Consider the following 25,667-nt stretch of genomic DNA (forward strand, 5'->3'; position numbering starts at 1 on the left):
GTGCCTGAAAGCACCGGCCGCCCTTCGGCGTCGTAGGACCGGCAGGTCGAAGACCCGCCCTCGTCCGGTCGACGGCCCGTCGCGGTAACCGCTACTCCGCGGCCGCCACCAGCTCCCGGCAGCGCTTCACGTCCTCGGCCATCTGCTCCAGCAGGGCCTCCAGCGACTCGAACTTCGCCTGGCCGCGGACGAAGGCGAGGAAGTCGACGGCGACGTGCAGGCCGTACAGGTCCAGCCCCACGCGGTCGATCGCGTACGCCTCCACCGTGCGCTCCGTGCCGTCGAACTGCGGGTTGGTGCCGACGGAGATCGCGGCCGGCATCACCTCGCCCTGGGCGTGCAGCCAGCCGGCGTAGACGCCGTCGGCGGGGATGGCGGTGTGCGGCAGGGTCTCGACGTTGGCGGTCGGGAACCCGAGCTCACGCCCCCGCTGGGCGCCTCGTACGACGACGCCCTCCACCCGGTGCGGACGGCCCAGGATCTCGGCCGCGCCCTCGACGTCGCCCTCGCCGACCAGGCGCCGGGTCAGGGTGGAGGAGAAGGGCTGACCGCCGCCCGCCTCACCGGTCACGTAGAGGTCCACGACCTCGACCTCGAAGTCGTAGACCTTGCCCTGCTCGACGAGGAACTCGACATTGCCCGCGGCGCGGTGTCCGAAGCGGAAGTTCGGGCCCTCGACGACCGCCTTGGCGTGCAGCTTGTCGACCAGGACCTTGACGACGAAGTCGGCCGGCGACAGCTTCGAGAACTCGGTGGTGAAGGGCAGGATCAGCACCGCGTCCACGCCCAGCTCGGCCATGAGGTCGGCGCGGCGGTGGTGCGGGGCGAGCAGGGGCGGGTGGCTGCCGGGGCGGACCACCTCGCTGGGGTGCGGGTCGAAGGTGACGACCACGGCGGGGACGCCCAGCTCACGGGCTCTGTCCACGGCATGCCGGATGATCAGCTGGTGTCCGCGGTGGACTCCGTCGTAGGAGCCGATGGTGACGACGCTGCGCCCCCAGTCCTGGGGGATGTCCTCCAAGCCACGCCAGCGCTGCACTGTGCCTGCTCCTTGTCGCAAATTCGTCGAACCCGTCGAACCCGTGTCCGTCTTTGCCTCACACGCTCTTACGCAGGTCTAAGGGTGCCATGCCGGACGCCTCGGGCCCGCATCGGCATGGTGGCTGTGACCGGGTGCACGTACGGACACGCCGGTCATGCGGGAACTCGTACGCCGGCCAGGTTCTCGATCATCCTGCGGGAGCTCGGTCCGACCATCGCCGACCACTCCTGCGGGGCGTCGGTGAGCCAGCCGGCGACCTGCGCGGCGAAGCCGGGGACCCGGCGGCCGAGGTCGACCAGGCCCCGGTCGAAACGGGCCGCGCCGTCCGGGGTGCGGACCAGAAGCAGACCGGTGTGATGGACGAGGCCGCGGAGGTCGTCGTCGCCCCTGTGGTCACCCCGGTCGTCGCCCCGGTCGTCACCCCGGTCATCGCCCCGGTCTCCGCCGCGCTGGACGGTGGCCTGCAGGAAGGCGTCCAGGACGGCGGGGGCGCGTTCGTGGGCGAGCAGGAACGCGCGCAGTTCGCGGCGCAGTGGGCGTGACTCGGGGGTGCCGGGCGTGGCGAGTACGGCGGCGAGGGCGGCCCGCACCTGTTCGGTGCCGCTGTCGAGCAGGCCGGTGACCAGCGGGAAGAGTACGGTGCGCGCGGTGATGCCGTGGTCGAGACGCCGGTCGACGTACGTGGCCACGTCGTCGGCGATCTCGGGGTGCCGCCCCACCGCCTCGCGTACGAGGGCACCGACGCGGAGGGCGAGGCCGGGCGTGGTGACGTCGGCGAGGGTGCGCAGCGCCGGCCCGGCGTCCGGTCGGTTCAGGCGTGCCCGGAAGGCGTCCAGGACCGGTTCGGGGTGGGTGGCCAGGGCGGCGACCAGGGCGCCGGGCGGGAACTGCGGGTCGGCTGCCTCGAAGAGCGCCAGCGCCTGCGGGAGGTGGCGGGCGCGGGTGCGCGGGTCCCGGACGAGCAGGGCGACCGCACCGCTGTGCAGCGTGCAGTCGTCGGGGCGGGCGAGCAGCGCGAGGGCGGCGTAGCGCAGGAGTTCGCGGTCGGCCTCGGTGTGGACGTGGGGCGCGGCGCGCACTCCGTACGCCACCGCCGCGACCCGCCGCGCGGGCCGCTCGTCGTGCGCCCAGCGGTCGACGGCCCGGCAGACGGCGGACGTCTCCTCCTCGGCCAGCACGGCGAGGAGCTCGTCGGCCTTGCGGTGCGCACTGTCGACGAGCGTCTCGGTGAGGTCGTCGAGGGCGCCGTTGCGATGGGCGTAGAGCAGGGCCTGGGCGGCGCGGGCGACGGTCGCGTGCGGGGTGGCGGGGAGCGGGCGGTCGTCGTCGAACCAGCGGGTGAGGTGGCGTTGTACGGCCGTGGGGGCGGCGGCGAGCAGGTGGGCGGTGGCGTCGAGGTAGCGGGGGGTGTGGGAGGGCGGGGGTGGCGGGGTGGCGTCGCGGGAGAAGGAAGCGTCGGAGACGGAGGTGCCGGAGACCGAGGTGTAGGAGACCGAGGTGTAGGAGAAGGAGGTGTCGGAGAAGGAGGCGTCCCGGGCGGCGGAGTACGGCGGGTCCTGCGCGCGAGCGCCGGTGGTGGGCCGGAAGGGGTGGCTCGGGAAGGCGTCACCGTGGACGCCGTCGGCCTCGTGCGGTGGGCCGTCGGCGCGGACCAGGTCGCGCAGGAGGTCGAAGCGGTCGGTGTCCGGGAGGCGCAGGCCGGTCCAGAAGCCGGGGTGGAAGTCCGGGGGTGCGGGGCGTGCCCGGTGCCGCAAGGCCACGATGCGGTCGGCGAGCAGGCGCAGTACGTCGAGGTAGGGCGTCGCGTCCGGGACGCGCAGCAGGGTCTCGGCGAGGAGGCGGGCGGCCCACCAGGAGTGCCGGTCGGCATCGAGGGCGTGCGTCAACTCCTCAAGACGGCAGGCGAGTTGGGCGGTGCCGTGCTGGCGGGCGAGGAGGAGCAGGGCCTGCACCACGGGGCCGATGCGGTGGTGCGGTACCGGGCAGGGGTGCGCGGCGTCGGGGTCGGTGCGGCGGTGCACCAGGGCTTGCAGGGCCTCGTCCAGATCGAGGTGCATGCCCTGGATCCAGTCGGCGAGTTCCTCGTGGGCGAAGCGGTAGCCGTGTCCGGCGGGGACGAGGAGGCCCTCGGTGAGCACGGCGGAGGCCCAGCCGGTGCCGCCGCCGAGCCTGGCCGGGGCGGGGCCCCAGGGGAACACGGCCTCGAAGGACGTACGGTCCAGCTCTCCCTGGCCCGGGCCGAGGCTGCGGCGCGCGGCCTCGTGGACCTGGCCGGAGACCTTGGCGGCGAGGCGGCGTACGGCTGTGGCGCGCAGGCCGTTCTCGGCGGCGAGGCGTACGGCGATACGCAGGCACATGAGGTCGAGGTGGGCGGAGAGGACGTCGTCGCGGTCGAGTGGGGGGTGCGGGGTGTCGGGGAGGGCGGCGCGGACCTCGGAGAGGAGGCGGAGGGTGAGCGGGTGGCGGGCGTCCGGGGCGGCGAGGGCGGCTTCGGGGATGCCGTAGCGGATGCGGGCGTGGCGGGCCTCGTCGGGGGTGAGGTCGCCGAGTCGGACGCAGCGCGGGAGGCGCCGGGAGTCGTCGCCCCCGCAGCCCCCGCCACTCCTGCCCGTCCCGTCCTCCAGGGGCGCTGCCCCGTCGGCCCCGCTCCCCCCGTACAGCAGCTCCTCCGGAAACTCCGCCCCCGCCCCCTCCCAGTACTCCGCCCTGCACGCCACCACCAGCCGTGCCCCCGTCTCCCGCAGCCACCCGGCCGTGCCCTTCGTCCAGTCCGTGAGGCGGTGGGCCAGGAGCGGGGGCATCTCCTCGGGGCCGTCGAGGAGGAGCAGAAGGGGGCGGCCGGTGGTCCGGGAGAGGTGGGCCAGGCGTTCGGGGCTGGTGTCGCCCAGGGTGGTGGGGTCGGACGAGGCCGACGCCGCCACGATGCGGACCGCCCGGGTCAGTGCCCGGCGTGCGGCGTCGGCCACCGAGTCGTCGTCGTCCTTGAGGTCGGCGCCGCGCAGCCACAGCGTGGGCGCCGGTGCCGGGCCGCGGTGGCGGCGTGCGGCCAGGGCCGCGAGTTCGGTCGTACGGCCGCTGCCCGGTGCCCCGACCAGGGCCAGGACAGCGGCCCCGCTCTCGGCGAAGGCCTTGAACTCCCTTGCCGCCGAGGCCCGTTCGACCGAGGTCACCTCCCCCGCTCCCCCGGCCTCCGCCCGGCCCACACACCCCGCCAGCGTCCCCGGCGGCCCGTCCTGCCCGACCGAGGTGGCCGTGAGTTCCAGTACGCCCGCCAGATTCAGGTCGGCTCCGTACGCCGGTACGGTCGCCGCGTTCTCGGCGAGCAGCTCGGCGAGCGGGCCGTCGCCCGGCGGCAGCAGTGGCACGGCGAACCCGGCGTCACGGCCGCCGCACTGCAGGGCCGTGCCGAGGACGCCGAGCACCGCGCCGGACCCGGCGTCGAGCACGGGTCCCCCGGCCGCCCCTCCGCCCAGCCGCAGCGCGTCCCGGCCGGCCGTGCCGATCGCCAACTCCAGGGCGTTGTCGAGGGGATGGAAACGGTCCGTCGCCGCGTACGTCACGGATGCCGCACCCAGCACCCGCGCTTCCCGCCAGCCACCGGCCGCGATCCGCACATAGGCACCGGTCTCGACCCGGTCCCGCACGGTCACCGGCAGCGGGTCGACGCCCAGGCCCTCGGTGCGTACGAGGGCCAGGTCCAGCGTGGGCAGCTCGGTCACCGCACTTGCCGGAACCACACAGCTCCGGCCGCTCTCGGCGGCGTACAGGACGAGCCGGGGCAGCCCGTCGACGACCTCGTGGCTGGTGACGACGGTGCCGTGGTGGTCGGCCACGAAGCCGAGACCACGGGGCCGGCCCGCCAGGTCATGGATCCGGACCAGGGCATCGTCACGGACGCGGGCACCCGGCCCGTCGTGGGAGTCGGAGTGGGAGTGGGAACGGCATGACTCCCGTGGCTCCCGCGTCTCCCGTGCGCAGGCATCCGCACCGGACCGGTGACTACCATCCGCGTCTTCCGCGTTGTCCGCGTCATCCGCCGTATCCCACACACCCCGCGCACCCTGCGCACCTCGCGGGCCCCGTCCCGCCATCGTCGAACCTCCCCGCCGTGCACCCAGACGCCCATACGCCCGCGCCCTGTTTTTTCGACGGTAGGTGCGAAGTGATCAGCGGGGCAGATCGCCCGGCGAACGCGCCCCCTTCCGCTCCCTCGGTTCACTCCGAGCGCCCGCACGGACGGGTGAACAGAGGGGGGTCGTTGGATACACCCTAGGGGTGGGGGAACCGAGGGGGGACCGTGGAGCGGCGGGCAGAGGACTACCCCGTGACCGCCGCTCCACGGGCAGGCAGCTCAGCCGAAGACGGCCAGGCTCTTCGCCTTGCCCTTGTGCTCCTCGACGAGCGCGAGGAAGCCGCCCTCGGGGTCGAAGACGGCGACGGGGCCGGAACCCGCGTACTCGTCGGGCATGTCGAGGCGGACGCCGTTCGTCAGCAGCCGGGCGCGCCTCGCGTCCACGTTCCAGCGCGGGAACGCGGCCGTGGCGGCCTCGGCGATCGGCATGACGGTCAGCTCCTGCTGATGCTGGTCCAGCGTCTTGGCGGAGTCCAGCTTGTACGGCCCGACGCGGGTGCGGCGCAGCGCCGTGAGGTGGCCGCCGACGCCCAGGCCGGCACCGAGGTCACGGGCCAGGGCACGGATGTAGGTGCCGGAGGAGCAGACCACCGACACGACCAGGTCGAGGACCGCGGTGCCGTCGTCGGCGACGGCGTCCCGGATGTCGTACACGGTGAAGGAGGAGACGGTGACGGGCCGAGCCGGAATCTCGAACTCCTCGCCGTCCCTGGCCCGCTTGTAGGAGCGCACGCCGTTGATCTTGATGGCGCTGACCTTGGACGGCACCTGCATGATGCGGCCGGTCAGCTGGGCGATCCCGGCGTCGATGGCGTCGCGGGCGACCTTCGAGGCGTCGGTGGACCCCGTGATCTCGCCCTCGGCGTCATCGGTGAGGGTGGTCTGGCCCAGGCGGACGGTGCCCAGGTACTCCTTCTCGGTCAGGGCCAGATGACCGAGGAGCTTGGTCGCCTTCTCGACGCCGAGGACGAGCACGCCCGTCGCCATGGGGTCGAGGGTGCCGGCGTGCCCGACGCGGCGGGTGCGTGCGATGCCGCGCATCTTGGCGACCACGTCGTGCGAAGTGAAGCCCGACGGCTTGTCGACGATGACAAGGCCGTCGGGCGTGGTGTGCTTCTGCGTCATTCCGCGGTGTCGCCGTCCGTCTCGTCCTCGGAGCCCGGCTTGCGGTACGGGTCCGCCTCACCGGCGAACTTCGCGCCCGCGGACGCCTCACGCACCTTCTCGTCGGACTGGCGCGCCTTGTCGAGGAGGTCCTCGATGGTGCGTGCCGTGTCCGGCAGGGCGTCGGCGACGAAGGTGAGGGTCGGCGTGAACTTCACGCCCGCGGCCGCCCCGACGGCCGAGCGGAGCACGCCCTTGGCGCTCTCCAGTCCGGCAGCGGCGGCGGCCCGCTCCTCGTCGTCCCCGTACACCGTGTAGAAGACGGTCGCCTCCCGCAGGTCACCCGTGACGCGGGTGTCCGTGATGGTGACGTGCGAGCCGAGCCGCGGGTCCTTGATCCCGCGCTGCAGCTTCTGGGCCACCACCTCTCGGATGAGGTCCGCCAGCCTTTTCGCCCGCGCGTTGTCGGCCACTGGTCCGTCTCCCGTTCTTTCTTCTTCTCGTTCTTGGCTGTTGGTCGTCAGTCGTCGTGATCACCGTGGAGGCGCCGCCGTACCGACAGCAGTTCCACTTCGGGACGACCGGCGACCAGCCGTTCGCACCGGTCCAGTACGTCGGTGAGGTGACCGGCGTCGCCGGACACCACGGCGATGCCGATCTCGGCCCGCCGGTAGAGGTCCATGTGGTCCACCTCGGCCGCGCTCACCGCGTACTTGCGCTGAAGCTCGGCGACGATCGGGCGGACGACGGAGCGCTTCTCCTTCAGCGACCGTACGTCGCCGAGGAGCAGGTCGAAGGACAGAGTCCCCACATACATGTGTAGCCGGTTCACCCGCCGGTACGGGATCGATGGCCCCGCCTGTCTGCGTGAGCGGGACATCAGAAACCGTACAACGAAGGGGGCGGGACGATCGACGGATATTACGCTCCGTAGACCCTCGCGCCCGCCTTCGGGTGCCGGTGGGCAAACGGCGCACCGGCCGACGGGACCGAAGTCCCGCCGGCCGGCACAGACCGTCGGCTGTTACGCCCGCGGCTTCTCACGCATCTCGTACGTCGCGATGACGTCGTCGACCTTGATGTCGTTGAAGTTGCCGAGGTTGATACCGCCCTCGAACCCTTCGCGGATCTCGGTGACGTCGTCCTTGAAGCGACGCAGACCCTCGATGTTGAGGTTCTCCGCGACCACCTTGCCGTCGCGGACGAGGCGCGCCTTGGTGTTGCGCTTGACCTCGCCGGAGCGGATGAGAACACCCGCGATGTTGCCCAGCTTGGACGACTTGAAGACCTCGCGGATCTCCGCCGTGCCGAGCTCGACCTCTTCGTACTCCGGCTTGAGCATGCCCTTGAGGGCCGCCTCGATCTCCTCGATCGCCTGGTAGATGACCGAGTAGTACCGGACGTCCACGCCCTCGCGCTCGGCCATCTGCTGCGCACGCCCGGCGGCGCGCACGTTGAAGCCGATGACGATGGCGTCGGAGCCCATGGCCAGGTCGATGTCGGACTCCGTGACCGCACCGACGCCGCGGTGCAGGACGCGGATGTCGACCTCTTCGCCGACGTCCAGCTGGAGCAGCGAGGACTCAAGGGCCTCGACGGAACCGGAAGCGTCACCCTTGATGATCAGGTTCAGCTGCTGGATCTCGCCGGCCTTGAGCACCTTGTCCAGGTCCTCCAGCGACACGCGGCGCGTGCGCTTCGCGAAGGCGGCGTTGCGCTCGCGAGCGGCACGCTTCTCCGCGATCTGGCGGGCCGTACGGTCCTCCTCGACCACGAGGAAGTTGTCGCCCGCACCCGGGACGTTGGTGAGGCCCAGGACCTGCACCGGCGTCGAGGGGCCGGCCTCGGCGACGTTGTTGCCGTTGTCGTCGAGCATGGCGCGCACACGACCGTAGGCGTCGCCCACGACCATCGTGTCGCCGACCCGCAGGGTGCCTCGCTGGACGAGGACCGTCGCCACGGCACCGCGGCCGCGGTCGAGGCGGGACTCGATGGAAATACCCTGCGCGTCCTGGTTCGGGTTGGCCCGCAGGTCGAGCGAGGCGTCGGCCGTGAGGACCACGGCCTCCAGCAGGGAGTCGATGTTCAGACCCTGCTTGGCGGAGATGTCGACGAACATCGTCTCGCCGCCGTACTCCTCGGCCACCAGCCCGTACTCGGTGAGCTGACCGCGCACCTTGGTCGGGTCGGCGCCCTCGACGTCGATCTTGTTGACCGCGACGACGATCGGGACGTCGGCCGCCTTGGCGTGGTTGAGCGCCTCGACCGTCTGCGGCATGACGCCGTCGTTGGCCGCGACGACCAGGATCGCGATGTCCGTCGACCGGGCACCACGGGCACGCATGGCGGTGAACGCCTCGTGACCCGGGGTGTCGATGAAGGTGATCGCGCGGTCCTCGTCGTTGACCTGGGTCGAGACCTGGTAGGCACCGATGTGCTGGGTGATGCCGCCGGCCTCGCCCGCGATGACGTTCGTCTTGCGGATGGCGTCGAGCAGTCGGGTCTTACCGTGGTCGACGTGACCCATGACGGTGACGACCGGCGGGCGGACCACCAGGTCCTCCTCGTCGCCCTCGTCCTCGCCGAACTCGATGTCGAAGGACTCAAGAAGCTCGCGGTCCTCCTCCTCGGGGCTGACGATCTGAACCGTGTAGTTCATCTCGCCGGCCAGGAGCTCCAGCGTCTCGTCGGAGACGGACTGGGTCGCGGTGACCATCTCGCCGAGGTTCATCATGACCGCGACGAGCGACGCCGGGTTGGCGTTGATCTTCTCCGCGAAGTCGGTGAGCGACGCACCGCGCGACAGGCGAATGGACTCGCCGTTGCCGCGAGGCAGCATCACGCCGCCGACCGACGGGGCCTGCATGGCCTCGTACTCCTGGCGCCTCTGCCGCTTCGACTTGCGGCCACGACGCGCGGGACCGCCGGGACGGCCGAACGCACCCTGCGTGCCACCACGGCCACCGGGACCGCCGGGACGGCCACCGAAGCCGGGACGGCCACCGCCGCCACCGCCGGGACCACCCGGACGACCGGCGAAACCGCCGCCACCGCCACCGGGACCGCCGGGACGACCGGCGAAGCCGCCGCCACCGCCGCCACCGGGACGACCGGCGAAGCCGCCGCCGCCACCCGGACGACCACCGCCGCCACCGGGGCCGCGACCGCCGCCACCGGGCCCACGACCGCCGGGACCGCCGCCACCGGGGCGGGGACCGGCAGCGGGACGCTGCGGCATCATGCCGGGGTTCGGACGGGGACCGCCGCCGGGACGGGGACCGCCGCCCTGCGGGCGGGGCATGCCGCCCGGGGTGGGACGGGCACCGCCCGGAGCCTGCGGACGAGGACCGCCCGAGGCGCCCTGGGGACGGGGACCGCCCTGGCCCTGCGGACGCGGGGCGCCGCCGGGACGCTCACCGGGGCCACCCGGGCCGCCGGGACGCGGGGCACCGCCCGGACGGGGCGCCTGCGGGCGCGCCATCCCGGTGGAGCCACCGGAGGTGAAGGGGTTGTTGCCCGGACGGGGACCGGCCGGACGGGCACCGGGACGCGGGGCGCCGCCACCCGGACGCTGAGCGCCGGGACGGTCGCCACGGTCACCACGGCCCTGACCACCCTGACCGGTGCCACCCGGACGCGGAGCACCCGGACGCGGCGCCTGGCCACCGGGACGCGGAGCGCCCGGACGCGGGCCGGAGCCCTGCCCCTGAGAGGCGGCCGGGGCGGCGGGAGCCGCCGGAGGTGCCGGGGGTGCCGTGAACTCGGGCGCGGTCGGGGCCGGGGACGCCGGGGCGGGCCGCGGCGCGGGCTTCGGGCCCGGGGTGGGACGGGGGCCGGGAGCGGCCGGCGCGGCGGGAGCCGCGGGCTTCTCGGCGGAGGCCGGCTTGGGGGCCGGCGGGCGCGGGGCGGCCGGACGGGCAGCCTGCGCCGGAGAGGGGGCTGCCGGCCTTGCCGGGGCAGCCTTGCGTGCGGGGGCGGGCTTGCCGCCTCCGCTGCCCTGCTGGAGGGCGTCCGTCAGCTTACGGACGACGGGCGCTTCGATGGTCGAAGACGCCGAACGGACGAATTCACCGAGTTCTTGGAGCTTGGCCATGACGACCTTGCTCTCAACCCCGAACTCCTTGGCGAGTTCGTATACCCGGACCTTAGCCACTTCGCTCCTTTTAGGTCCGGTTGCGTCCGGACCGTCGCTACTTCATGGGCGTACTCATCGCGTGCTCATCGAGTGCTCATCGCAATCTCGACCTACTTCCAACTCGCGGGGTACCAGGGCCGCGCGGGGGTTCCGCGCGACGCTTCTTACGGTGTTGCCTGCTCAGCAACTGTTCTCTGCTCGACGTACCGGCGCAACGCCTTTGTGTCGAGCGCTCCCGGGGCGCGCAACGCCCGCGTGAACGCCCGTCGGCGTACCGCCTGGTCGAGACAGACCAGGGCGGGGTGTACATACGCACCCCGGCCGGGCAGCGTACCGCTTGGATCAGGGACGCACTCGTCCTTGATCGCCACGATCCGCAGCAGATCAGCCTTGGCCGCTCGCTCACGACACCCCACACAGGTGCGTTCAGGGCATGCGCGGGCGCGTGTCCGGCCAGACACTCTTAAGTCTACCTCCCCGTAGCGACCTCACCCCTTTGGGGCAGGATTCGAACAGTTGCCGGGCGATAACCTGACGTGATCTAAGCGGCTCGCGGCTTGGATCTATTCCCCGGCCTGCTCGGTGTCGGGGCGGATGTCGATCCGCCAGCCGGTCAGCCGGGCCGCAAGCCGGGCATTCTGCCCTTCCTTGCCGATCGCCAGTGACAGCTGGTAGTCGGGCACGGTCACCCGCGCGGAGCGGGCCGCCATGTCCACGACCTCCACCTTGGAGACCCGGGCCGGGGACAGCGCGTTCGCCACCATCTCGGCCGGGTCGTCCGACCAGTCGACGATGTCGATCTTCTCGCCGTTCAGCTCGCCCATGACATTGCGCACCCGGCCGCCCATGGGGCCGATGCAGGCACCCTTGGCGTTCAGACCGGAGCGGGTGGACCGTACGGCGATCTTGGTGCGGTGGCCGGCCTCGCGGGCGATGGCGGCGATCTCGACGGACCCGTCGGCGATCTCCGGCACCTCCAGCGCGAAGAGCTTCTTCACCAGATTGGGGTGCGTGCGCGACAGGGTGACGGACGGGCCGCGGACGCCCTTCGCCACTCGGACGACGTACGACCGAAGCCGCATGCCGTGCGGGTACGTCTCGCCCGGGACCTGCTCCTGCACCGGCAGGATGGCCTCCAGCTTGCCGATGTCCACCAGGACGTTCTTCGGGTCGCGGCCCTGCTGGACCACGCCGGTGACGATGTCGCCCTCGCGTCCCGCGTACTCGCCGAGCGTCGCGTCGTCCTCGGCGTCGCGCAGCCGCTGCAGGATGACCTGCTTGGCGGTGGTGGCGGCGATACGGCCGAAGTCGGACGGGGTGTCGTCGAACTCCCGGGGCTCCTGGCCCTCTTCGAGGTCCTCGGGGTCTTCCTTCGCCCACACGACCACGTGCCCGGAGTCCCGGTCGAGCTTCACGCGCGCGTGGCGGTGGCTTCCCTCGGTGCGGTGGTAGGCGATGAGGAGGGCCGACTCGATCGCCTCGACCAACAGGTCGAAGGAGATCTCCTTCTCCCGTACCAAGCCCCGCAGGGCACTCATGTCGATGTCCACGGCTACGCCTCCTCTTCCTTCTCGTTCTTGCTGTCCTTGCGGTTGAACTCGACCTGCACGCGCGCCTTGTCGATGTCCGTGAACCCGAGTCTGCGGGAGGTGGCCTTTCGGCCCTTCACTCCCGGCACTTCGAGGTCGAGGCCGTCGTCGTCGACCTTCAGGATCCGGGCCACCAGTTCGCCGCCCTCGGCCAGCTGGAACTTCACCAGCCGGTCGACGGCGCGCACATAGTGCCGGTGCTCCGTGAGGGGGCGCTCGGCGCCCGGGGTGCCGACCTCAAGGGTGTACTCGCCCTCGCCCATCGCGTCCGTCTCGTCGAGCTTCGCCGAGAGCGCACGGCTCACATCGGCGATCTGGTCCAGGTCCGCCCCGGTGTCGGAGTCGACGACGACACGCAGCACGCGCTTGCGTCCGACGGAGTCCACTGCGATCTCTTCGAGATCGAGGCCCTGTGAGCTGACGAGCGGTTCCAGTAGTTCTCGCAGCCTCTCGCTCTGGGTGGTGCTCATCCGGGTGACTCCTCGGCCGCGTGTGCTGTTGTGGGATGGGTCGCGTGTCTGGTCAAAGGGTATCCGGTCGCAGAGTGTGTTGCCGTCCACCTGCATACGTACGGCGCCGATGAGTGGTGCCGTCCGGTTGCGCGGGTACCGTGATCACGGGCCTGCGACCCGCTGAGTTCCGCAGCTGTTCCACGGCTGCTTTCGTGACTGCTTTCGTACGAGTTCCCCGAGGACGTCTGCCGTGCCGTACCCCCCGCCGCCGCGCTCCCCCTCGGGGCCGCGCAGAAGAACCCTGCTCGCCTCGGCTGCCGGGGCCGCCCTGCTGGTGGGCTGCTCCGCCGGGTCCGAGGACTCGGACGGCGGCACGAGCGGCAGTTTGTCACTCACCGAGCGGGCACGCGCGCGTGCGGCCCGGGACAGCGAGGGCCTGGTCGAGCGGTACGACGCGGTGCTCGCCGCCCATCCGGCGCTGGCGGCACTGGTGGGGCCGTTGCGGGCGGAGGCCGTACGCCATGCGGAGGCATTCGGCGGAGGATCTTCGGGAACCCCCGGCACCCCCGGAAGCGCCGGCGCGTCCACCGACTCTTCCACCGGGTCCACCACCGGCGCCTCCACGTCTTCGCAGACGCCGGATGCCGCGAAGTCGTCGCCGTCGCCCTCCCCGTCGTCCGCGGTCTCCGTTCCCTCGAACGAGCGCGACGCCGTGGCCGAACTCGCCGCCGCCGAGCGGGCGCTCGCGGACCGGCGGGCGAAGGCGCTGCTCGACGTGCCGGGCGAACTGGCGCGGCTGCTGGCCTCCGTGGCGGCGGCCGGGGCGGCGCACGCGTACCTGTTGACGGAGGGGGCCAAGTGAGCGAGGCGAGGAAGCAGCGGCTGACGGCTCTCCAGGCGGCGCTCGCCGCCGAGCACGCGGCGGTGTACGGGTACGGCGTCGTCGGCGGCCGGATCCTTCAGGAGCGGCGTTCGGAAGCACGCGCGGCGTACGACGCGCACCGGGCGCGGCGGGACGCGCTGGCGCGCGAGGTGCGCGACCTGGGCGCCGAGCCGGTCGCCGCGAGCGCCGCGTACGCGCTGCCGTTCCCGGTGCCGGACTCGGACACGGCCGTCCTGCTCGCCGCCGAACTGGAGGACCGGGTGGCCGGGGTGTACTCCGACCTGGTGCGGGCAGCCGAGGGTGAGCTGCGGGGCCGGGCCGCCGGGGCGGTGCGGGAGGCGGCGGTGCGGGCGGTGCGCTGGCGGGGCGAGAGCGTAGCCTTCCCTGGGCTCGTCGAGCGGGCGGGCACCGCGTCGGCATCGGTGGCGCCCAGCGCGTGACACCGGCCGCAGAGCACGTACGGGCAGTACGGGCAGTACGGGAAGGGAACGGACTCGCGCATGGCATTCGAACCGCCGCAGCGTCTGGTCAGGGCGCTCGGTGAGACGGCACCGGACGGTGACGACTGGCTGGAGAAGCTGCCGGAGGCGGCTCACCAGGCCGTCGCGCTACGCGAGTTGACCGCCCAGCGGGTGCAGGTGCCCGGCGGGCGCAGCAGCCTCGTGGTGCTGGTGCGGCGCGCGGACGGTACGCCCGCCGTGCTCAAGCTGGCCCCGCCCCGGTTCCGCCCGGAGAGCGAGCGGGCCGCGCTCGCGCACTGGGGTGGACTGGGCGCCGTACAGCTTCTCGAACCGTTGGTGACCGAGGGTGTGCTGCTGCTGGAGCGGCTGCATCCGGACCTGTCGGTCCGGTCGTTGCCGGAGGCGAAGGCCTTGCTGGAGGCGGCGGGGACGTTGCGGCGGCTGTGGGTGGAGCCGCCAGGTGGTGACGGTGCGCATGTCTTCGAGACGGTGGCCGAGCGGACGGGGCGGCAGGCGGAGGCGATGCGGGCGACCGTGGACGCCTTCGGCGATGTGGCGGCGTTGGTCGATGCCGCGCTCGGTGCGCGCGAGGAGTTGCTGGCCGCGCCGCCCGAGGAGCGGCTGCTGCACGGCACCTTTCGGCAGAGCAAGGTGCTGGCGGGCGAGCGGGTGCCGTGGTTGGCGGTGGGGCCGGATCCGGTCGTCGGGGAGTGTGCGTTCGATCTGGCGCGGTTGGTGCGGGACCGGGTGGAGGACCTGATCGCGTCGCCTTCGGGGGCGGCGACCACGCGGCGGCGGGTGAAGCGGCTTGCGGAGTCGCTGGATGTGGATCAGGAGCGGTTGCGGGGGTGGACGTTGTTCCGGGCGGTCGAGTCGGGCGTTCGCGCGCTGCGGGTCGGGCGGCCCAACGATGCCGAGTTGCTGTTGGAGTTCGCCGGGTGGCTCTGAGGACCGCTCCCCTCCGTAGTGACGCCGTGTCACGTCCTACAGTCGGGGAGCGGTCGGAGAACTTCCTGAAGGGTTCCGTTACGCGGTCAGGCGCGCGATCGCCTCGTCCACGGTGAGCTCCTCGCGCTCACCGGTCCTGCGGTCCTTGAGCTCGACGACACCCTCGGCCGCGCGCCGCCCGGCCACCAGGATCTGCGGTACGCCGATCAGCTCGGAGTCGGTGAACTTCACGCCCGGCGAGACGCCCGCCCGGTCGTCGCACAGGACGCGCAGACCGGCGGCCGACAGCTTCTCGGAGACGTCGAGGGCGAGTTCGGTCTGCAGCGCCTTGCCGGCGGCGACCACGTGCACGTCGGCCGGGGCGACCTCGGCGGGCCAGCACAGGCCCTTGTCGTCGGCGGTCTGCTCGGCGAGGGCCGCGACGGCGCGGGAGACGCCGATGCCGTAGGAGCCCATGGTGACGCGGACCGGCTTGCCGTTCTGGCCGAGGACGTCGAGCTTGAGGGCGTCCGCGTACTTGCGGCCCAGCTGGAAGATGTGGCCGATCTCGATGGCGCGGTCCAGCTTGAGGCCGGTGCCGCAGTTCGGGCAGGGGTCGCCCTCCTGCACGACCACGACGTCGACGTACTCGTCGACCTCGAAGTCACGGCCCGCGACGACGTACTTGGCGTGCATGCCCTCCTTGTTGGCACCGGTGATCCAGGAGGTGCCGGGGGCCACCCGCGGGTCGGCGAGGTACTTGACCTTCTCCCCCAGGCCCTGCGGGCCGACGTACCCCCGCACCAGCTCCCGGTTCCCCGCGAAGTCCGCCTCGGTGACCATCTCGACGACGGCCGGGGCGAAGTGCGCCTCGACCTTGTCCATGTCGACCTCGCGGTGACCGGGGACACCGACGGCGACGATCTCGCCGTCGACCTTGACGAGGAGGTTCTTCAGGGTGTCGGAGGCCTGGACGCCGAGGTGGGCGGCGAGGGTCTCGATGGTCGGGGTGTCGGGGGTCGGGATCTCTTCGAGGGCGGGTACGTCCGCCGCGTCCACGGCCTTGAGCTCGTAGGAGATCGCCTCGGTGTTGGCCGCGAAGTCGCAGTTCGGGCAGTCCGCGAAGGTGTCCTCGCCGGCGCCGGCCGGGGCGAGGAACTCCTCCGACTTGGAGCCGCCCATCGCACCGGCGGTCGCGGCGCAGATGCGGTAGTCGAGGCCGAGGCGCTCGAAGACGCGCTGGTAGGCCTGGCGGTGCAGGGCGTAGGACTGGGCGAGGCCCTCGTCCTCGGTGTCGAAGGAGTACGAGTCCTTCATCAGGAACTCGCGGCCGCGCAGGATGCCGGCCCGGGGGCGGGCCTCGTCGCGGTACTTGTGCTGGATCTGGTAGAGGATGACCGGCAGGTCCTTGTAGGAGGACGCCTGGTCCTTCACCAGCAGGGTGAAGATCTCCTCGTGGGTCGGGCCGAGCAGGTAGTCGCCGCCCTTGCGGTCCTGGAGGCGGAACAGCTCGGCGCCGTACTCGTCCCAGCGGCCGGTCGCGTCGTACGGCTCGCGCGGCAGCAGTGCGGGGAGCAGCACCTCCTGGGCGCCGATGGCGTCCATCTCCTCGCGGACGATGCGCTCCACGTTGGCGAGGACCCGCTTGCCGAGGGGCAGCCAGGACCAGATGCCGGCCGCCGTGCGGCGGACGTAGCCGGCCCGGACCAGCAGTTTGTGACTGAGGACCTCGGCGTCCGCCGGGTCATCGCGCAGCGTCTTGGCCATCAACTGGGACATGCGCTGGACCGGTGCGTTCGCCATCGTTCTCGTACTCCTGCCGGGTTTGGGTTATGGCAGGAGGTTAGCCGGGTGGCAGGGGGCGGCGGAAATCGATCGGCGGCCGTGCGGCGCCTATCCGCGGCGCAGCGGGAGTGGTGCGCCCATCACGGCGTACGGCTTCGGGGCACTGGGGAACAGGACCTGGCGGGCGAGGTCCTGGTAGCCGAGGGAGCGGTAGAGGCCGCGGGCCGGGCTGTCGACGTCGATCGCCGAGAGGATCGAGCGGGGTTGGGCGGCGCTGTCGGTGATCGTGGTGATCAGGGAGCGGCCGAGGCCCCGGTTCTGGTAGCCGGGGTGGACGTGGAGTTCGGTGATGACGAAGGAGTCGTCGAGCCAGGCGTCGTGGCCCTGGGCCCGCAGATACGGCTCGACGACGGTGGACCACCAGTGGGCGCGGTCGTTGGGCATGCCGTAGACGAATCCGACGAGCATGCCGCCGGTGGTCGCGCCGAGGGCTCGCGCTCCCGGGTAGGTCATGTGGCGCAGGACGATCTGGCGGCGTACGGCTACCTCGTCGGGACCGAGGCCGAATGCCACGGCCTGGACGGCCAGGGCCTCGTCCACGCGAGCCGAGAGGTCAAGGCGGCCGATCACGATGTCGTCTGGCCGGAGGCGGTGTGCGTGACCGGGAAGGCGCATGTGGGGAGCCTACAGGGGGGTTCGGGTCAGAACAGGATGCTCATGAAGGCGCCGACCTCCTGGAAGCCCACCCTGGTGTACGTCCTTCTCGCCGCCGTGTTGAAGTCGTTGACGTACAGGCTCACCACCGGGGCCACGTCCGCCAGGGCGTAGCGCAGGACGGCTGCCATGCCGGGGACGGCCAGGCCCTGGCCGCGGTATTCGGGGGCCACCCAGACGCCCTGGATCTGGCAGGCGCGGTCGGTGGCGGCGCCGATCTCGGCCTTGAAGGCGACCTTGCCGTCGTGGTCGAGGCGGGCGAAGGAGCGGCCGGATCCGACGAGTTCGGCGACGCGGGCCTGGTAGAGGAGGCCGCCGTCGCCGGCCATGGGCGATACGCCGACCTCTTCGGTGAACATCGCCACGCAGGCCGGCATGATCGTGTCCATCTCGTCCTTGCGGATGCGGCGGACGTACGGATCCGGGGTGATGTCGGCCGGCATCCGGTCGGTGACCATGAGGGGCTGGTGGGCGCGGACCTCGCGGGCCGGGCCCCAGCCCGGCTCCAGCAGGCGCCACAGCTGGGCGGTGGATTCGGCGGGGCCGACGATGGAGGAGCAGCGGCGGCCCGCGCGCCGGGCCCGGTCGGCGAAGGCCCGTACCGCTCGCGGGGTCGCGCAGATCGGGACGAGGTTGGCGCCCGCGTAGCACAGGGACGTCAGCATGCCGCCCTCGTACCAGCCCCACATCTCGCCGCCGAGGCGCCAGGGGTCGAGACCGGCGATCTGGACCCGGGACGTCACGAAGGCGTTCGCGACCGGCTCGCGGTCGAGGACGGCGAGCGCGGCGTCCAGGTCGCTCGGTTCGAGCACCCGTGAGGTGGTCTGGGTCAACAAGTGCGGGGGCCCTCCGGGGGAACTGCTGGTCTCCGCACTGTACCTGCGGAAGCTGAGGCACGCCGCCCTGCGAAGGTGGCCGCCCTTCGAGGGGTGGCCGTCGGATGCCGGGCGCCCGAGAGCTCGGGGGCTTCCCCGGTAGCGCGAGTGCGGGTTGCGTGTGGCTCGTCGCGCCCACGCGGCGGAGCCGCACATCGATACAGCCCCGCGCCCCTGAGGGGCGCGATCCGTACCCTCCGTCAGCCCGCCACGGAGATCGACGGCTCGCCGCTCTCCACGCCGTCGGCCTCCATCTGCTCGGCGATCTTCATCGCTTCCTCGATGAGGGTCTCGACGATCTTGGACTCGGGGACGGTCTTGATGACCTCGCCCTTGACGAAGATCTGGCCCTTGCCGTTGCCGGAGGCGACGCCGAGGTCGGCCTCGCGGGCCTCGCCGGGGCCGTTCACCACGCAGCCCATGACGGCGACGCGGAGCGGGACCTCCATGCCGGTCAGGCCCGCCGTGACCTCCTCGGCCAGCTTGTAGACGTCGACCTGGGCACGGCCGCAGGACGGGCAGGAGACGATCTCCAGGCCGCGCTGCTTGAGGTTCAGGGACTCCAGGATCTGGATGCCGACCTTGACCTCCTCGGCGGGCGGGGCCGAGAGCGATACGCGGATCGTGTCGCCGATGCCCTGCGAGAGGAGGGCGCCGAAGGCCACCGCGCTCTTGATGGTGCCCTGGAACGCCGGGCCCGCCTCGGTCACGCCGAGGTGGAGGGGGTAGTCGCACTGCTCGGCCAGCAGCTGGTAGGCCCTGACCATCACGACCGGGTCGTTGTGCTTCACGGAGATCTTGATGTCCCGGAAGTCGTGCTCCTCGAAGAGCGACGCCTCCCACAGGGCCGACTCGACCAGCGCCTCGGGCGTCGCCTTGCCGTACTTCTGGAGCAGGCGCCGGTCCAGCGAACCCGCGTTGACGCCGATGCGGATCGGGGTGCCGTGGTCCTTGGCGGCCCGCGCGATCTCCTTGACCTTGTCGTCGAACTGCTTGATGTTGCCCGGGTTGACCCGGACCGCGGCGCAGCCGGCCTCGATGGCCGCGAAGACGTACTTCGGCTGGAAGTGGATGTCCGCGATCACCGGGATCTGGGACTTGCGGGCGATCGTCGCCAGGGCGTCGGCGTCGTCCTGCGTCGGGCACGCCACCCGCACGATCTGGCAGCCGGAGGCCGTGAGCTCGGCGATCTGCTGGAGGGTGGCGCCGATGTCCGACGTACGCGTCGTCGTCATGGACTGGACCGAGACCGGCGCGTCCCCGCCGACCGCCACGGATCCGACCTGGATCTGCCGGCTTTGCCGGCGCTCGGCGAGCTTGGTCGGAACGGACGGCATGCCGAGAGAAATCGCAGTCATCTGCTGTGCAACCCCAAGTCGTGGATCAAGATCCGGTCCCGTCAGCAGCGGGCTCCAGGCTTCGAGATTACGGCACAGGTCCTCACCCCAGCACATCACGCCTTGTAAACCCACCCAATGGAAGGCGGCCCGGGACATACGATCCCGGGCCGCCTCGAACACCGTGTGACTAGGAGATTCTGACCGGGTTAACGACGTCCGCGACGAGCACGAGCAGCGTGAAGCAGATGAAGATCCCGGCGACGACGTAGGCCACCGGCATGAGCTTCGCCACGTCGAACGGACCCGGGTCCGGGCGGCGCAGCACCTTGGCCAGGTTGCGGCGCAGCGACTCCCACAGGGCGCCCGCGATATGGCCGCCGTCGAGCGGCAGCAGCGGGAGCATGTTGAAGAGGAAGAGCGAGAGGTTGAAGCCCGCCAGCAGGAAGACGAACGTCGCCAGCTGCTGGGACGCCGGGATGTCCAGCGTCGCGATCTCGCCGCTGACCCTCGCCGCGCCGACGATGCCCATCGGGGAGTCCGGCTCGCGCGGGCCGTCGCCGAACGCCGCGTCCCACAGGGCGGGGATCTTGGAGGGCAGGGCCACCAGGGAGTCGACGGCGTCGCCGACCCGGTCGCCCATCCAGGTCACCGAGTCGCCGAAGTCCTGTTTGACGACGCCGGTGGCCGAGCTGAAGCCGAGGAAGCCGGCCTTGACGTACTCGCCCTCGACATAGGCCCCGCCCGCGTCCTTCTTCACGACCCGGTTGGTGGCGATCTTCGCTTCCAGGGTCACCTGCTCACCCTTGCGGTCGACGACGATCGGCACCTCCTTGCCGGCGCTGTCGCGGATGAGGTCGGACAGGGTGTTCCAGTCGTCGGTCCGGACCCCGGCGAAGGAGACGATCTTGTCGCCGGCCTTCATGCCCGCGGCGGCGGCCGGGGACTGGGGGTCGCTGGCCTTGCACTCGTCGCGGTTCTCGGTCTGGGCGATGACGCACGGGGAGACCGAGCTCACGGTGGTGGTCTGCTGCTGTATGCCGAAGCCCATCAGCACGGTGAGGAACAGACCGAAGGCGAGGACCAGGTTCATGAAGGGGCCCGCGAACATCACGATCACGCGCTTCCAGGGCTTGCGCGTGTAGAAGAGGCGGGTCTCGTCACCCGGCTTGAGCTCCTCGAACGCGGCTGAGCGGGCGTCCTCGATCATGCCGCGCCAGGGCGAGGTGGAGCGGGCCTCCAGCTTGCCGTCGGGGCCGGGCGGGAACATGCCGATCATGCGGATGTAGCCGCCGAACGGGATCGCCTTGACGCCGTACTCGGTGTCGCCCTTCTTCCGCGACCAGATGGTCGGGCCGAAGCCGACCATGTACTGCGGCACGCGGATGCCGAACATCTTGGCCGTGGACAGATGGCCCAGCTCGTGCCATGCGATCGAGGCGAGCAGCCCGACCGCGAACAGCACTATGCCGAGGATGAACATCAGGGTCGTCATGCACGGGCCTCCGCCGTGTGTGCAGCCAGTTCCCGGGCCCGCCTGCGGGCCCAGGTCTCCGCTTCGAGTACGTCCGCCACGGTCAGGGAAGTTCCCGCACGGGGCGTGCCGTGCTCCTCCACCACCCGTGTCACGGTCTCCATGATCCCGTTGAAGGGCAGCGCGCCGGCCCGGAAGGCCTCGACGCACTCCTCGTTGGCCGCATTGAACACCGCGGGTGCCGTGCCCGCGAGCTCGCCCACCCGACGGGCCAGGTCGACCGACGGGAACGCGTCGTTGTCGAGCGGGAAGAACTCCCAGGTCGACGCCTTGCTCCAGTCGAAGGTGGGCGCGGCGTCGGGGATGCGCTCCGGCCAGCCGAGGCCGATGGCGATGGGCCCGCGCATGTCCGGGGGCGTCGCCTGGGCGATCGTGGATCCGTCGGTGAACTCAACCATCGAGTGAACATACGACTGGGGATGCACGACCACCTCAATGCGGTCGAAGGAAATGTCGTAGAGCAGATGCGCCTCGATGACCTCCAGACCCTTGTTGACGAGGGTCGCGGAGTTGATCGTGATGACCGGGCCCATGGCCCAGGTGGGGTGCGCGAGGGCGTCCTCGACGGTGACGTTCGCCAGCTCGGCCTTCGTACGGCCGCGGAAGGGGCCGCCGGAGGCGGTGACCACGATCTTGCGCACGTCCGCGCGCGAGCCGGACGCCAGCGCCTGGAACAGGGCGGCGTGCTCGGAGTCGACCGGGATGATCTGCCCGGGCTTGGCGAGCGCCTTGACCAGCGGGCCGCCGACGATCAGGGACTCCTTGTTGGCGAGCGCGAGGGTGCGGCCCGCCTCCAGGGCGGCGAGGGTGGGCGCGAGGCCGATGGAGCCGGTGATGCCGTTGAGGACGGTGTGGCACTCGGAGGCGGCGACCTGGGTGGCCGCGTCGGGGCCGGCCAGGATCTGGGGGAGCGGCTCCCCGGTGCCGTACTGGGCCTGGAGAGCTTCCCGCAGCGCCGGTACGACGTCCTCGCGGGCGACCGCGACGGTCCGTGCCTTCAGCCGGTACGCCTGCTCGGCGAGGAGGGCGACCCGGCCGCCGTTGGCGGACAGGGCGGTGACCCGGAACCGGTCGGGGTTGCGCAGCACGAGATCGATGGCCTGGGTGCCGATCGAGCCGGTGGAGCCGAGGATCACCACGTCCTTGGGGCCGTCGCCCGCGACGGGGTCGTAGACGAGATGCGGGTCGGCGAGAGGGGCTGGACTGTCGCTCATCCCCCCATTGTGGCCGCTACGGCCGACGGGAAGGACAGGGCGTCCCCATCGGCGGGTAACAGGATGGTGAGGGGTCACTGCGGGCAGTGACCCCTCGGGATGTCCGTCAGCCGATCGGACGGTGCACGTTCTCCCGCTCGCTCGGGCCCGGGGTCGCGTCCGCGATCCACACGCCGCCGTCGTCCGAGGGGTCGACGATGCCCTGCTCCAGCCACTCGTACGTGCCCGACATCACGCCCTTGACCACCTTGCCGTCGAGGTCGTCGGTGTTGGACCACAGCCGGCCGAACAACTCCTCCACGCGCAGGCGTGCCTGGCGGCAGAAGGCGTCGGCCAGCTGGTAGGCCTCGCGGCCGTGCTCGTCCCGGGCGCGCAGGTGCTCGGCGCGGACGCAGGCCGCGCTCATGGCGAACAGTTCGGCGCCGATGTCGACGACCCGGCCGAGGAAGCCCTGCTTGGTCTCCATCCGGCCCTGCCAGCGGGACATGCCGTAGAAGGTGGAGCGGGCCAGCTTGCGCGACGTGCGTTCGACGTAGCGCAAATGCGGAGAGAGGTCCACGCCTTGCTTGAACTCGCCGTACGAATACGGCAGTTGGCCCTGGCCCGCGACCAGTTTCGGCAGCCACTTGGCGTAGAAGACACCGGCGTTCGCGCCCGCCTTCGCCTTGTCCTGGAGGGACTTCTCGGGGTCGATGAGATCGCCGGCGACCGAGAGGTGGGCGTCGACGGCCTCGCGGGCGATCAGGAGGTGCATGATCTCCGTCGAGCCCTCGAAGATGCGGTTGATGCGCAGGTCGCGCAGGACCTGTTCGGCGGGGACGCCGCGCTCGCCGCGCGCGCGGAGCGAGTCGGCGGTCTCGAAGCCGCGGCCGCCGCGGATCTGGACGAGCTCGTCGGCGATGAGCCAGGCCATCTCGGAGGCGTACAGCTTGGCGAGGGCGCCTTCGATGCGGATGTCGTTGCGGTCCTCGTCGGCCATCTGCGAGGCGAGGTCGGTGACGGCCTCCAGGGCGAAGGTGGTGGCCGCGATGAAGGAGATCTTCGAGCCGACGGCCTCGTGGTGGGCGAGCGGCTTGCCCCACTGCTCACGCGCCGCCGACCACTCGCGAGCGATCTTCAGACACCACTTGCCGGCCGCGACGCAGGACGCGGGCAGCGAGAGCCGCCCGGTGTTCAGTGTCGTCAGCGCGATCTTCAGGCCGGCCCCCTCGGGGCCGATGCGGTTGGCGGCGGGGACGCGGACCTGGTGGAAGCGGGTGACGCCGTTCTCGATGCCGCGCAGGCCCATGAAGGCGTTGCGGTTCTCCACGGTGACGCCGGGCGAGTTGGTCTCCACGACGAAGGCCGTGATGCCGCCCTTGTGGCCCTCGGACCTGGGCACCCGCGCCATGACGACGAGGAGGTCGGCGACGACACCGTTGGTCGTCCACAGCTTGACCCCGTCGAGGATGTAGTCGTCCCCGTCCGGTACGGCGGAGGTGGCGAGGCGGGCCGGGTCGGAGCCGACGTCGGGCTCGGTCAGCAGAAAGGCGCTGATGTCGGTGCGGGCGCAGCGCGGCAGGAACAGTTCCTTCTGCTCGGGTGTGCCGAACAGCTTGAGCGGCTGCGGTACGCCGATCGACTGGTGGGCCGACAGCAGGACGCCGATCGCCGCGGAGGCCGAGCCGGCCAGGGTGAGGGCCTTGTTGTAGTAGACCTGGGTGAGGCCGAGCCCGCCGTACTTGGTGTCGATCTTCATGCCGAAGGCGCCGAGTTCCTTCAGCCCGGCGATCACCTCGTCGGGGATGCGGGACTCGCGCTCGATGAGGGCGCCGTCGACCTTGGTCTCGATGAAGTCACGCAGTTTGGCGAGAAACTCCTCGCCGCGCTGGGCGGCCTCGTCGGTGGGCATCGGGTGCGGGTGGATGAGGTCGAGGCGGAAGCGGCCGAGGAACAGTTCCTTGGCGAAGCTGGGCTTGCGCCAGTCCTGTTCGCGGGCTGCCTCCGCCACTTGGCGGGCCTCACGTTCGGTGACGGTGGGTTTCGGGGGTGCTGCGGACATGAGGCTCACCTCGCCGCGAATCGGGATCATGGGCCGTTTGGTTACCGACGGGTGCTACTCGATCGTATGTACCCGATTAGGGGCGAGCCCACCACCCCGCGTGCAACCGTTCAGCCGATGTCACCGTCCCCAGGAGATCGTGGAGCCGGACCGGGAGGTGTCCCAGACGCACTGTAGGTTGCCCCCACGGCCCGGCTCGTCCTGACAAGCCCGTAGGAGAAAAACTGTCGAAGCGCTTCGACAACCTATGGACACCCAAGCGCGCCAGAGCTACTGTCGAACCACCCTCACACCCGCCCATGTTTCCACTGCGCACTGTCGAAGCGCTTCACAAAGCTTGGAGAGCTGGATGGTCACCCTCGCCGAGGTCGCCCAGCACGCCGGAGTCTCGGCGAGCACGGTGAGCTATGTCCTCAGCGGCAAGCGGTCCATCTCCGCGACCACCCGGACCCGGGTCGAGCAGAGCATCCGCGAGCTCGGCTACCACCCGAACGCGGGTGCCCGCGCCCTGGCCAGCAGCAGGTCGAACATCATCGCGCTGATGATCCCGCTGCGCACCGACATGTATGTGCCGGTGATGATGGAGATCGCCATCGCGGTGGCCACCACCGCCCGCACCCACGGCTACGACGTCCTGCTGCTGACCGGCGAGGAGGGCCCCGACGCCGTGCGCCGGGTCACCGGCAGCGGGCTCGCCGACGCGATGATCCTGATGGACGTCCAGCTGGACGACGAGCGGCTGCCGCTGCTGCGCGGCACCGACCAGCCGTCCGTGCTGATCGGACTGCCGGCCGACACCACCGGGCTGACCTGCGTCGACCTCGACTTCAGGGCGACGGGCGCATTGTGTGTGGAACATCTGGCGATGCTGGGGCACCGCGACATCGCCGTCATCGGCGAGGCCCCGGCCGTCTACGAGCGGCACACCGGTTTCGCCGAGCGCACGCTCGACGGGCTCCGGACGCGTTCCCAGGAGCTGGGGATGCGGCTGCTGCACCGGCCGTGCGAGGGCGGGTACGACGCGATGGCCGTCACCCTCGCCCGGATCCTCGACGAACGGCCGAGCACCACCGGATTCGTCGTGCAGAACGAGTCGGCGGTCGAGCCGCTGCTCGCCCTGCTGCGCCAGCAGGGCCGTGCCGTGCCCGAGGACGTGTCGGTGGTCGGCATCTGCCCCGACCAGGTCGCCACCCAGGCGTCGGTGCGGCTGACGTCGGTCTCCATTCCCGCGCAGGAGATGGGCCGTCATGCCGTGGAGCAGCTCGTCGCCAAGCTGGACGACCGCGGCAGCGACGAAGTCGTCCTGATCGCACCCGAGTTGACGGTCCGGGCGAGCACGGGCCCGGCGCCCAGCCACTCGTAGGCCCTTCACCCGTCTCGGTCCCCTCACCCCGTCTCGGTCCCTTCACCCGTCTCCGTCCCTTCACCCGTCTCCGTCCCTC

General features: G+C 71.5%; 20 protein-coding genes. 4 read left to right on the plus strand and 16 right to left on the minus strand.

Annotation, left to right across the window (positions count from 1 at the left end; all coding sequences use genetic code 11):
* Positions 1 to 91 precede the first annotated feature (91 nt).
* From ACFWYS_RS02190 to rimP, 9 genes are all read right to left on the minus strand, one after another.
* The gene (locus ACFWYS_RS02190; RefSeq protein ID WP_384762245.1) at positions 92 to 1,039 is read right to left on the minus strand and encodes a bifunctional riboflavin kinase/FAD synthetase; all 948 of its coding nucleotides are present in this window, start codon (positions 1,037 to 1,039) and stop codon (positions 92 to 94) included.
* A gap of 155 nt (positions 1,040 to 1,194) precedes the next feature.
* Complete coding sequence (locus ACFWYS_RS02195) at positions 1,195 to 5,133, minus strand: trypsin-like peptidase domain-containing protein (RefSeq protein WP_384762247.1); 3,939 nt, start codon at positions 5,131 to 5,133, stop codon at positions 1,195 to 1,197.
* A 260-nt stretch (positions 5,134 to 5,393) separates the two neighbouring features.
* Entirely contained in the window at positions 5,394 to 6,299 is a 906-nt protein-coding gene (gene truB / locus ACFWYS_RS02200; protein WP_384762249.1) for a tRNA pseudouridine(55) synthase TruB, read from the minus strand.
* A complete protein-coding gene (gene rbfA / locus ACFWYS_RS02205) occupies positions 6,296 to 6,751 on the minus strand; it encodes a 30S ribosome-binding factor RbfA (protein ID WP_384762251.1) in 456 nt (151 codons plus the stop codon). Before rbfA ends, truB begins: the two co-directional genes overlap by 4 nt.
* Positions 6,752 to 6,798: 47 nt before the next feature.
* Complete coding sequence (locus ACFWYS_RS02210) at positions 6,799 to 7,095, minus strand: DUF503 domain-containing protein (protein ID WP_384762253.1); 297 nt, start codon at positions 7,093 to 7,095, stop codon at positions 6,799 to 6,801.
* Between the two features lie 207 nt (positions 7,096 to 7,302).
* A complete protein-coding gene (infB, locus tag ACFWYS_RS02215; protein ID WP_384762254.1) occupies positions 7,303 to 10,431 on the minus strand; it encodes a translation initiation factor IF-2 in 3,129 nt (1,042 codons plus the stop codon).
* Positions 10,432 to 10,577: 146 nt separating this feature from the next.
* Positions 10,578 to 10,874, minus strand: coding sequence for a YlxR family protein (locus ACFWYS_RS02220; protein ID WP_190073083.1), 297 nt, complete (start codon positions 10,872 to 10,874; stop codon positions 10,578 to 10,580).
* Positions 10,875 to 10,976: 102 nt separating this feature from the next.
* A complete protein-coding gene (gene nusA, locus ACFWYS_RS02225) occupies positions 10,977 to 11,963 on the minus strand; it encodes a transcription termination factor NusA (protein ID WP_384762256.1) in 987 nt (328 codons plus the stop codon).
* A 2-nt stretch (positions 11,964 to 11,965) separates the two neighbouring features.
* A complete protein-coding gene (gene rimP / locus ACFWYS_RS02230; protein ID WP_384762258.1) occupies positions 11,966 to 12,472 on the minus strand; it encodes a ribosome maturation factor RimP in 507 nt (168 codons plus the stop codon).
* A gap of 232 nt (positions 12,473 to 12,704) precedes the next feature.
* On the opposite strand from rimP, the gene ACFWYS_RS02235 reads away from it, so the two are divergent.
* From ACFWYS_RS02235 to ACFWYS_RS02245, 3 genes are read left to right on the plus strand one after another with little or no spacing between them, the layout of a single operon-like run.
* A complete protein-coding gene (locus tag ACFWYS_RS02235; RefSeq protein ID WP_384762260.1) occupies positions 12,705 to 13,316 on the plus strand; it encodes a hypothetical protein in 612 nt (203 codons plus the stop codon).
* Positions 13,313 to 13,777: a ferritin-like domain-containing protein gene (locus ACFWYS_RS02240; protein ID WP_384762262.1), complete on the plus strand. Its 465-nt coding sequence runs from the start codon at positions 13,313 to 13,315 to the stop codon at positions 13,775 to 13,777. The genes ACFWYS_RS02235 and ACFWYS_RS02240 overlap by 4 nt, the downstream gene beginning before the upstream one ends.
* 60 nt (positions 13,778 to 13,837) lie before the next feature.
* Positions 13,838 to 14,746 (plus strand): aminoglycoside phosphotransferase family protein, encoded by a 909-nt coding sequence (locus ACFWYS_RS02245; RefSeq protein WP_384762264.1) that lies wholly within the window; start codon positions 13,838 to 13,840, stop codon positions 14,744 to 14,746.
* Positions 14,747 to 14,824: 78 nt separating this feature from the next.
* On the opposite strand, the gene ACFWYS_RS02250 is transcribed toward ACFWYS_RS02245, so the two are convergent.
* The 7 genes from ACFWYS_RS02250 to ACFWYS_RS02280 form a co-directional block, all read right to left on the minus strand.
* On the minus strand, positions 14,825 to 16,528 hold the full coding sequence (locus ACFWYS_RS02250; protein WP_384762266.1) for a proline--tRNA ligase: 1,704 nt from the start codon (positions 16,526 to 16,528) through the stop codon (positions 14,825 to 14,827).
* Between the two features lie 90 nt (positions 16,529 to 16,618).
* Positions 16,619 to 17,185: a GNAT family N-acetyltransferase gene (locus tag ACFWYS_RS02255; protein WP_384762268.1), complete on the minus strand. Its 567-nt coding sequence runs from the start codon at positions 17,183 to 17,185 to the stop codon at positions 16,619 to 16,621.
* Positions 17,186 to 17,211: 26 nt separating this feature from the next.
* A complete protein-coding gene (locus tag ACFWYS_RS02260; protein ID WP_384762270.1) occupies positions 17,212 to 18,060 on the minus strand; it encodes a GNAT family N-acetyltransferase in 849 nt (282 codons plus the stop codon).
* Positions 18,061 to 18,299: 239 nt separating this feature from the next.
* Positions 18,300 to 19,457: a flavodoxin-dependent (E)-4-hydroxy-3-methylbut-2-enyl-diphosphate synthase gene (gene ispG, locus ACFWYS_RS02265; protein ID WP_384762272.1), complete on the minus strand. Its 1,158-nt coding sequence runs from the start codon at positions 19,455 to 19,457 to the stop codon at positions 18,300 to 18,302.
* A gap of 169 nt (positions 19,458 to 19,626) precedes the next feature.
* Positions 19,627 to 20,919, minus strand: a complete 1,293-nt coding sequence (locus ACFWYS_RS02270; protein ID WP_384762802.1) for a M50 family metallopeptidase — start codon at positions 20,917 to 20,919, stop codon at positions 19,627 to 19,629.
* A gap of 8 nt (positions 20,920 to 20,927) precedes the next feature.
* Complete coding sequence (gene dxr, locus ACFWYS_RS02275) at positions 20,928 to 22,184, minus strand: 1-deoxy-D-xylulose-5-phosphate reductoisomerase (RefSeq protein ID WP_384762274.1); 1,257 nt, start codon at positions 22,182 to 22,184, stop codon at positions 20,928 to 20,930.
* A 106-nt stretch (positions 22,185 to 22,290) separates the two neighbouring features.
* Entirely contained in the window at positions 22,291 to 24,225 is a 1,935-nt protein-coding gene (locus ACFWYS_RS02280; RefSeq protein ID WP_384762277.1) for an acyl-CoA dehydrogenase family protein, read from the minus strand.
* A 349-nt stretch (positions 24,226 to 24,574) separates the two neighbouring features.
* Here ACFWYS_RS02280 and ACFWYS_RS02285 point away from each other — a divergent pair, with 349 nt between their 5' ends.
* Positions 24,575 to 25,588 carry a LacI family DNA-binding transcriptional regulator gene (locus ACFWYS_RS02285; protein WP_384762279.1) on the plus strand — a complete coding sequence of 338 codons (1,014 nt, stop codon included), beginning with the start codon at positions 24,575 to 24,577 and terminating at the stop codon, positions 25,586 to 25,588.
* The last annotated feature ends 79 nt before the right edge of the window (positions 25,589 to 25,667 follow it).

The sequence above is a fragment of the Streptomyces sp. NPDC059010 genome, assembly GCF_042740355.1.
GTDB lineage: Bacteria > Actinomycetota > Actinomycetes > Streptomycetales > Streptomycetaceae > Streptomyces.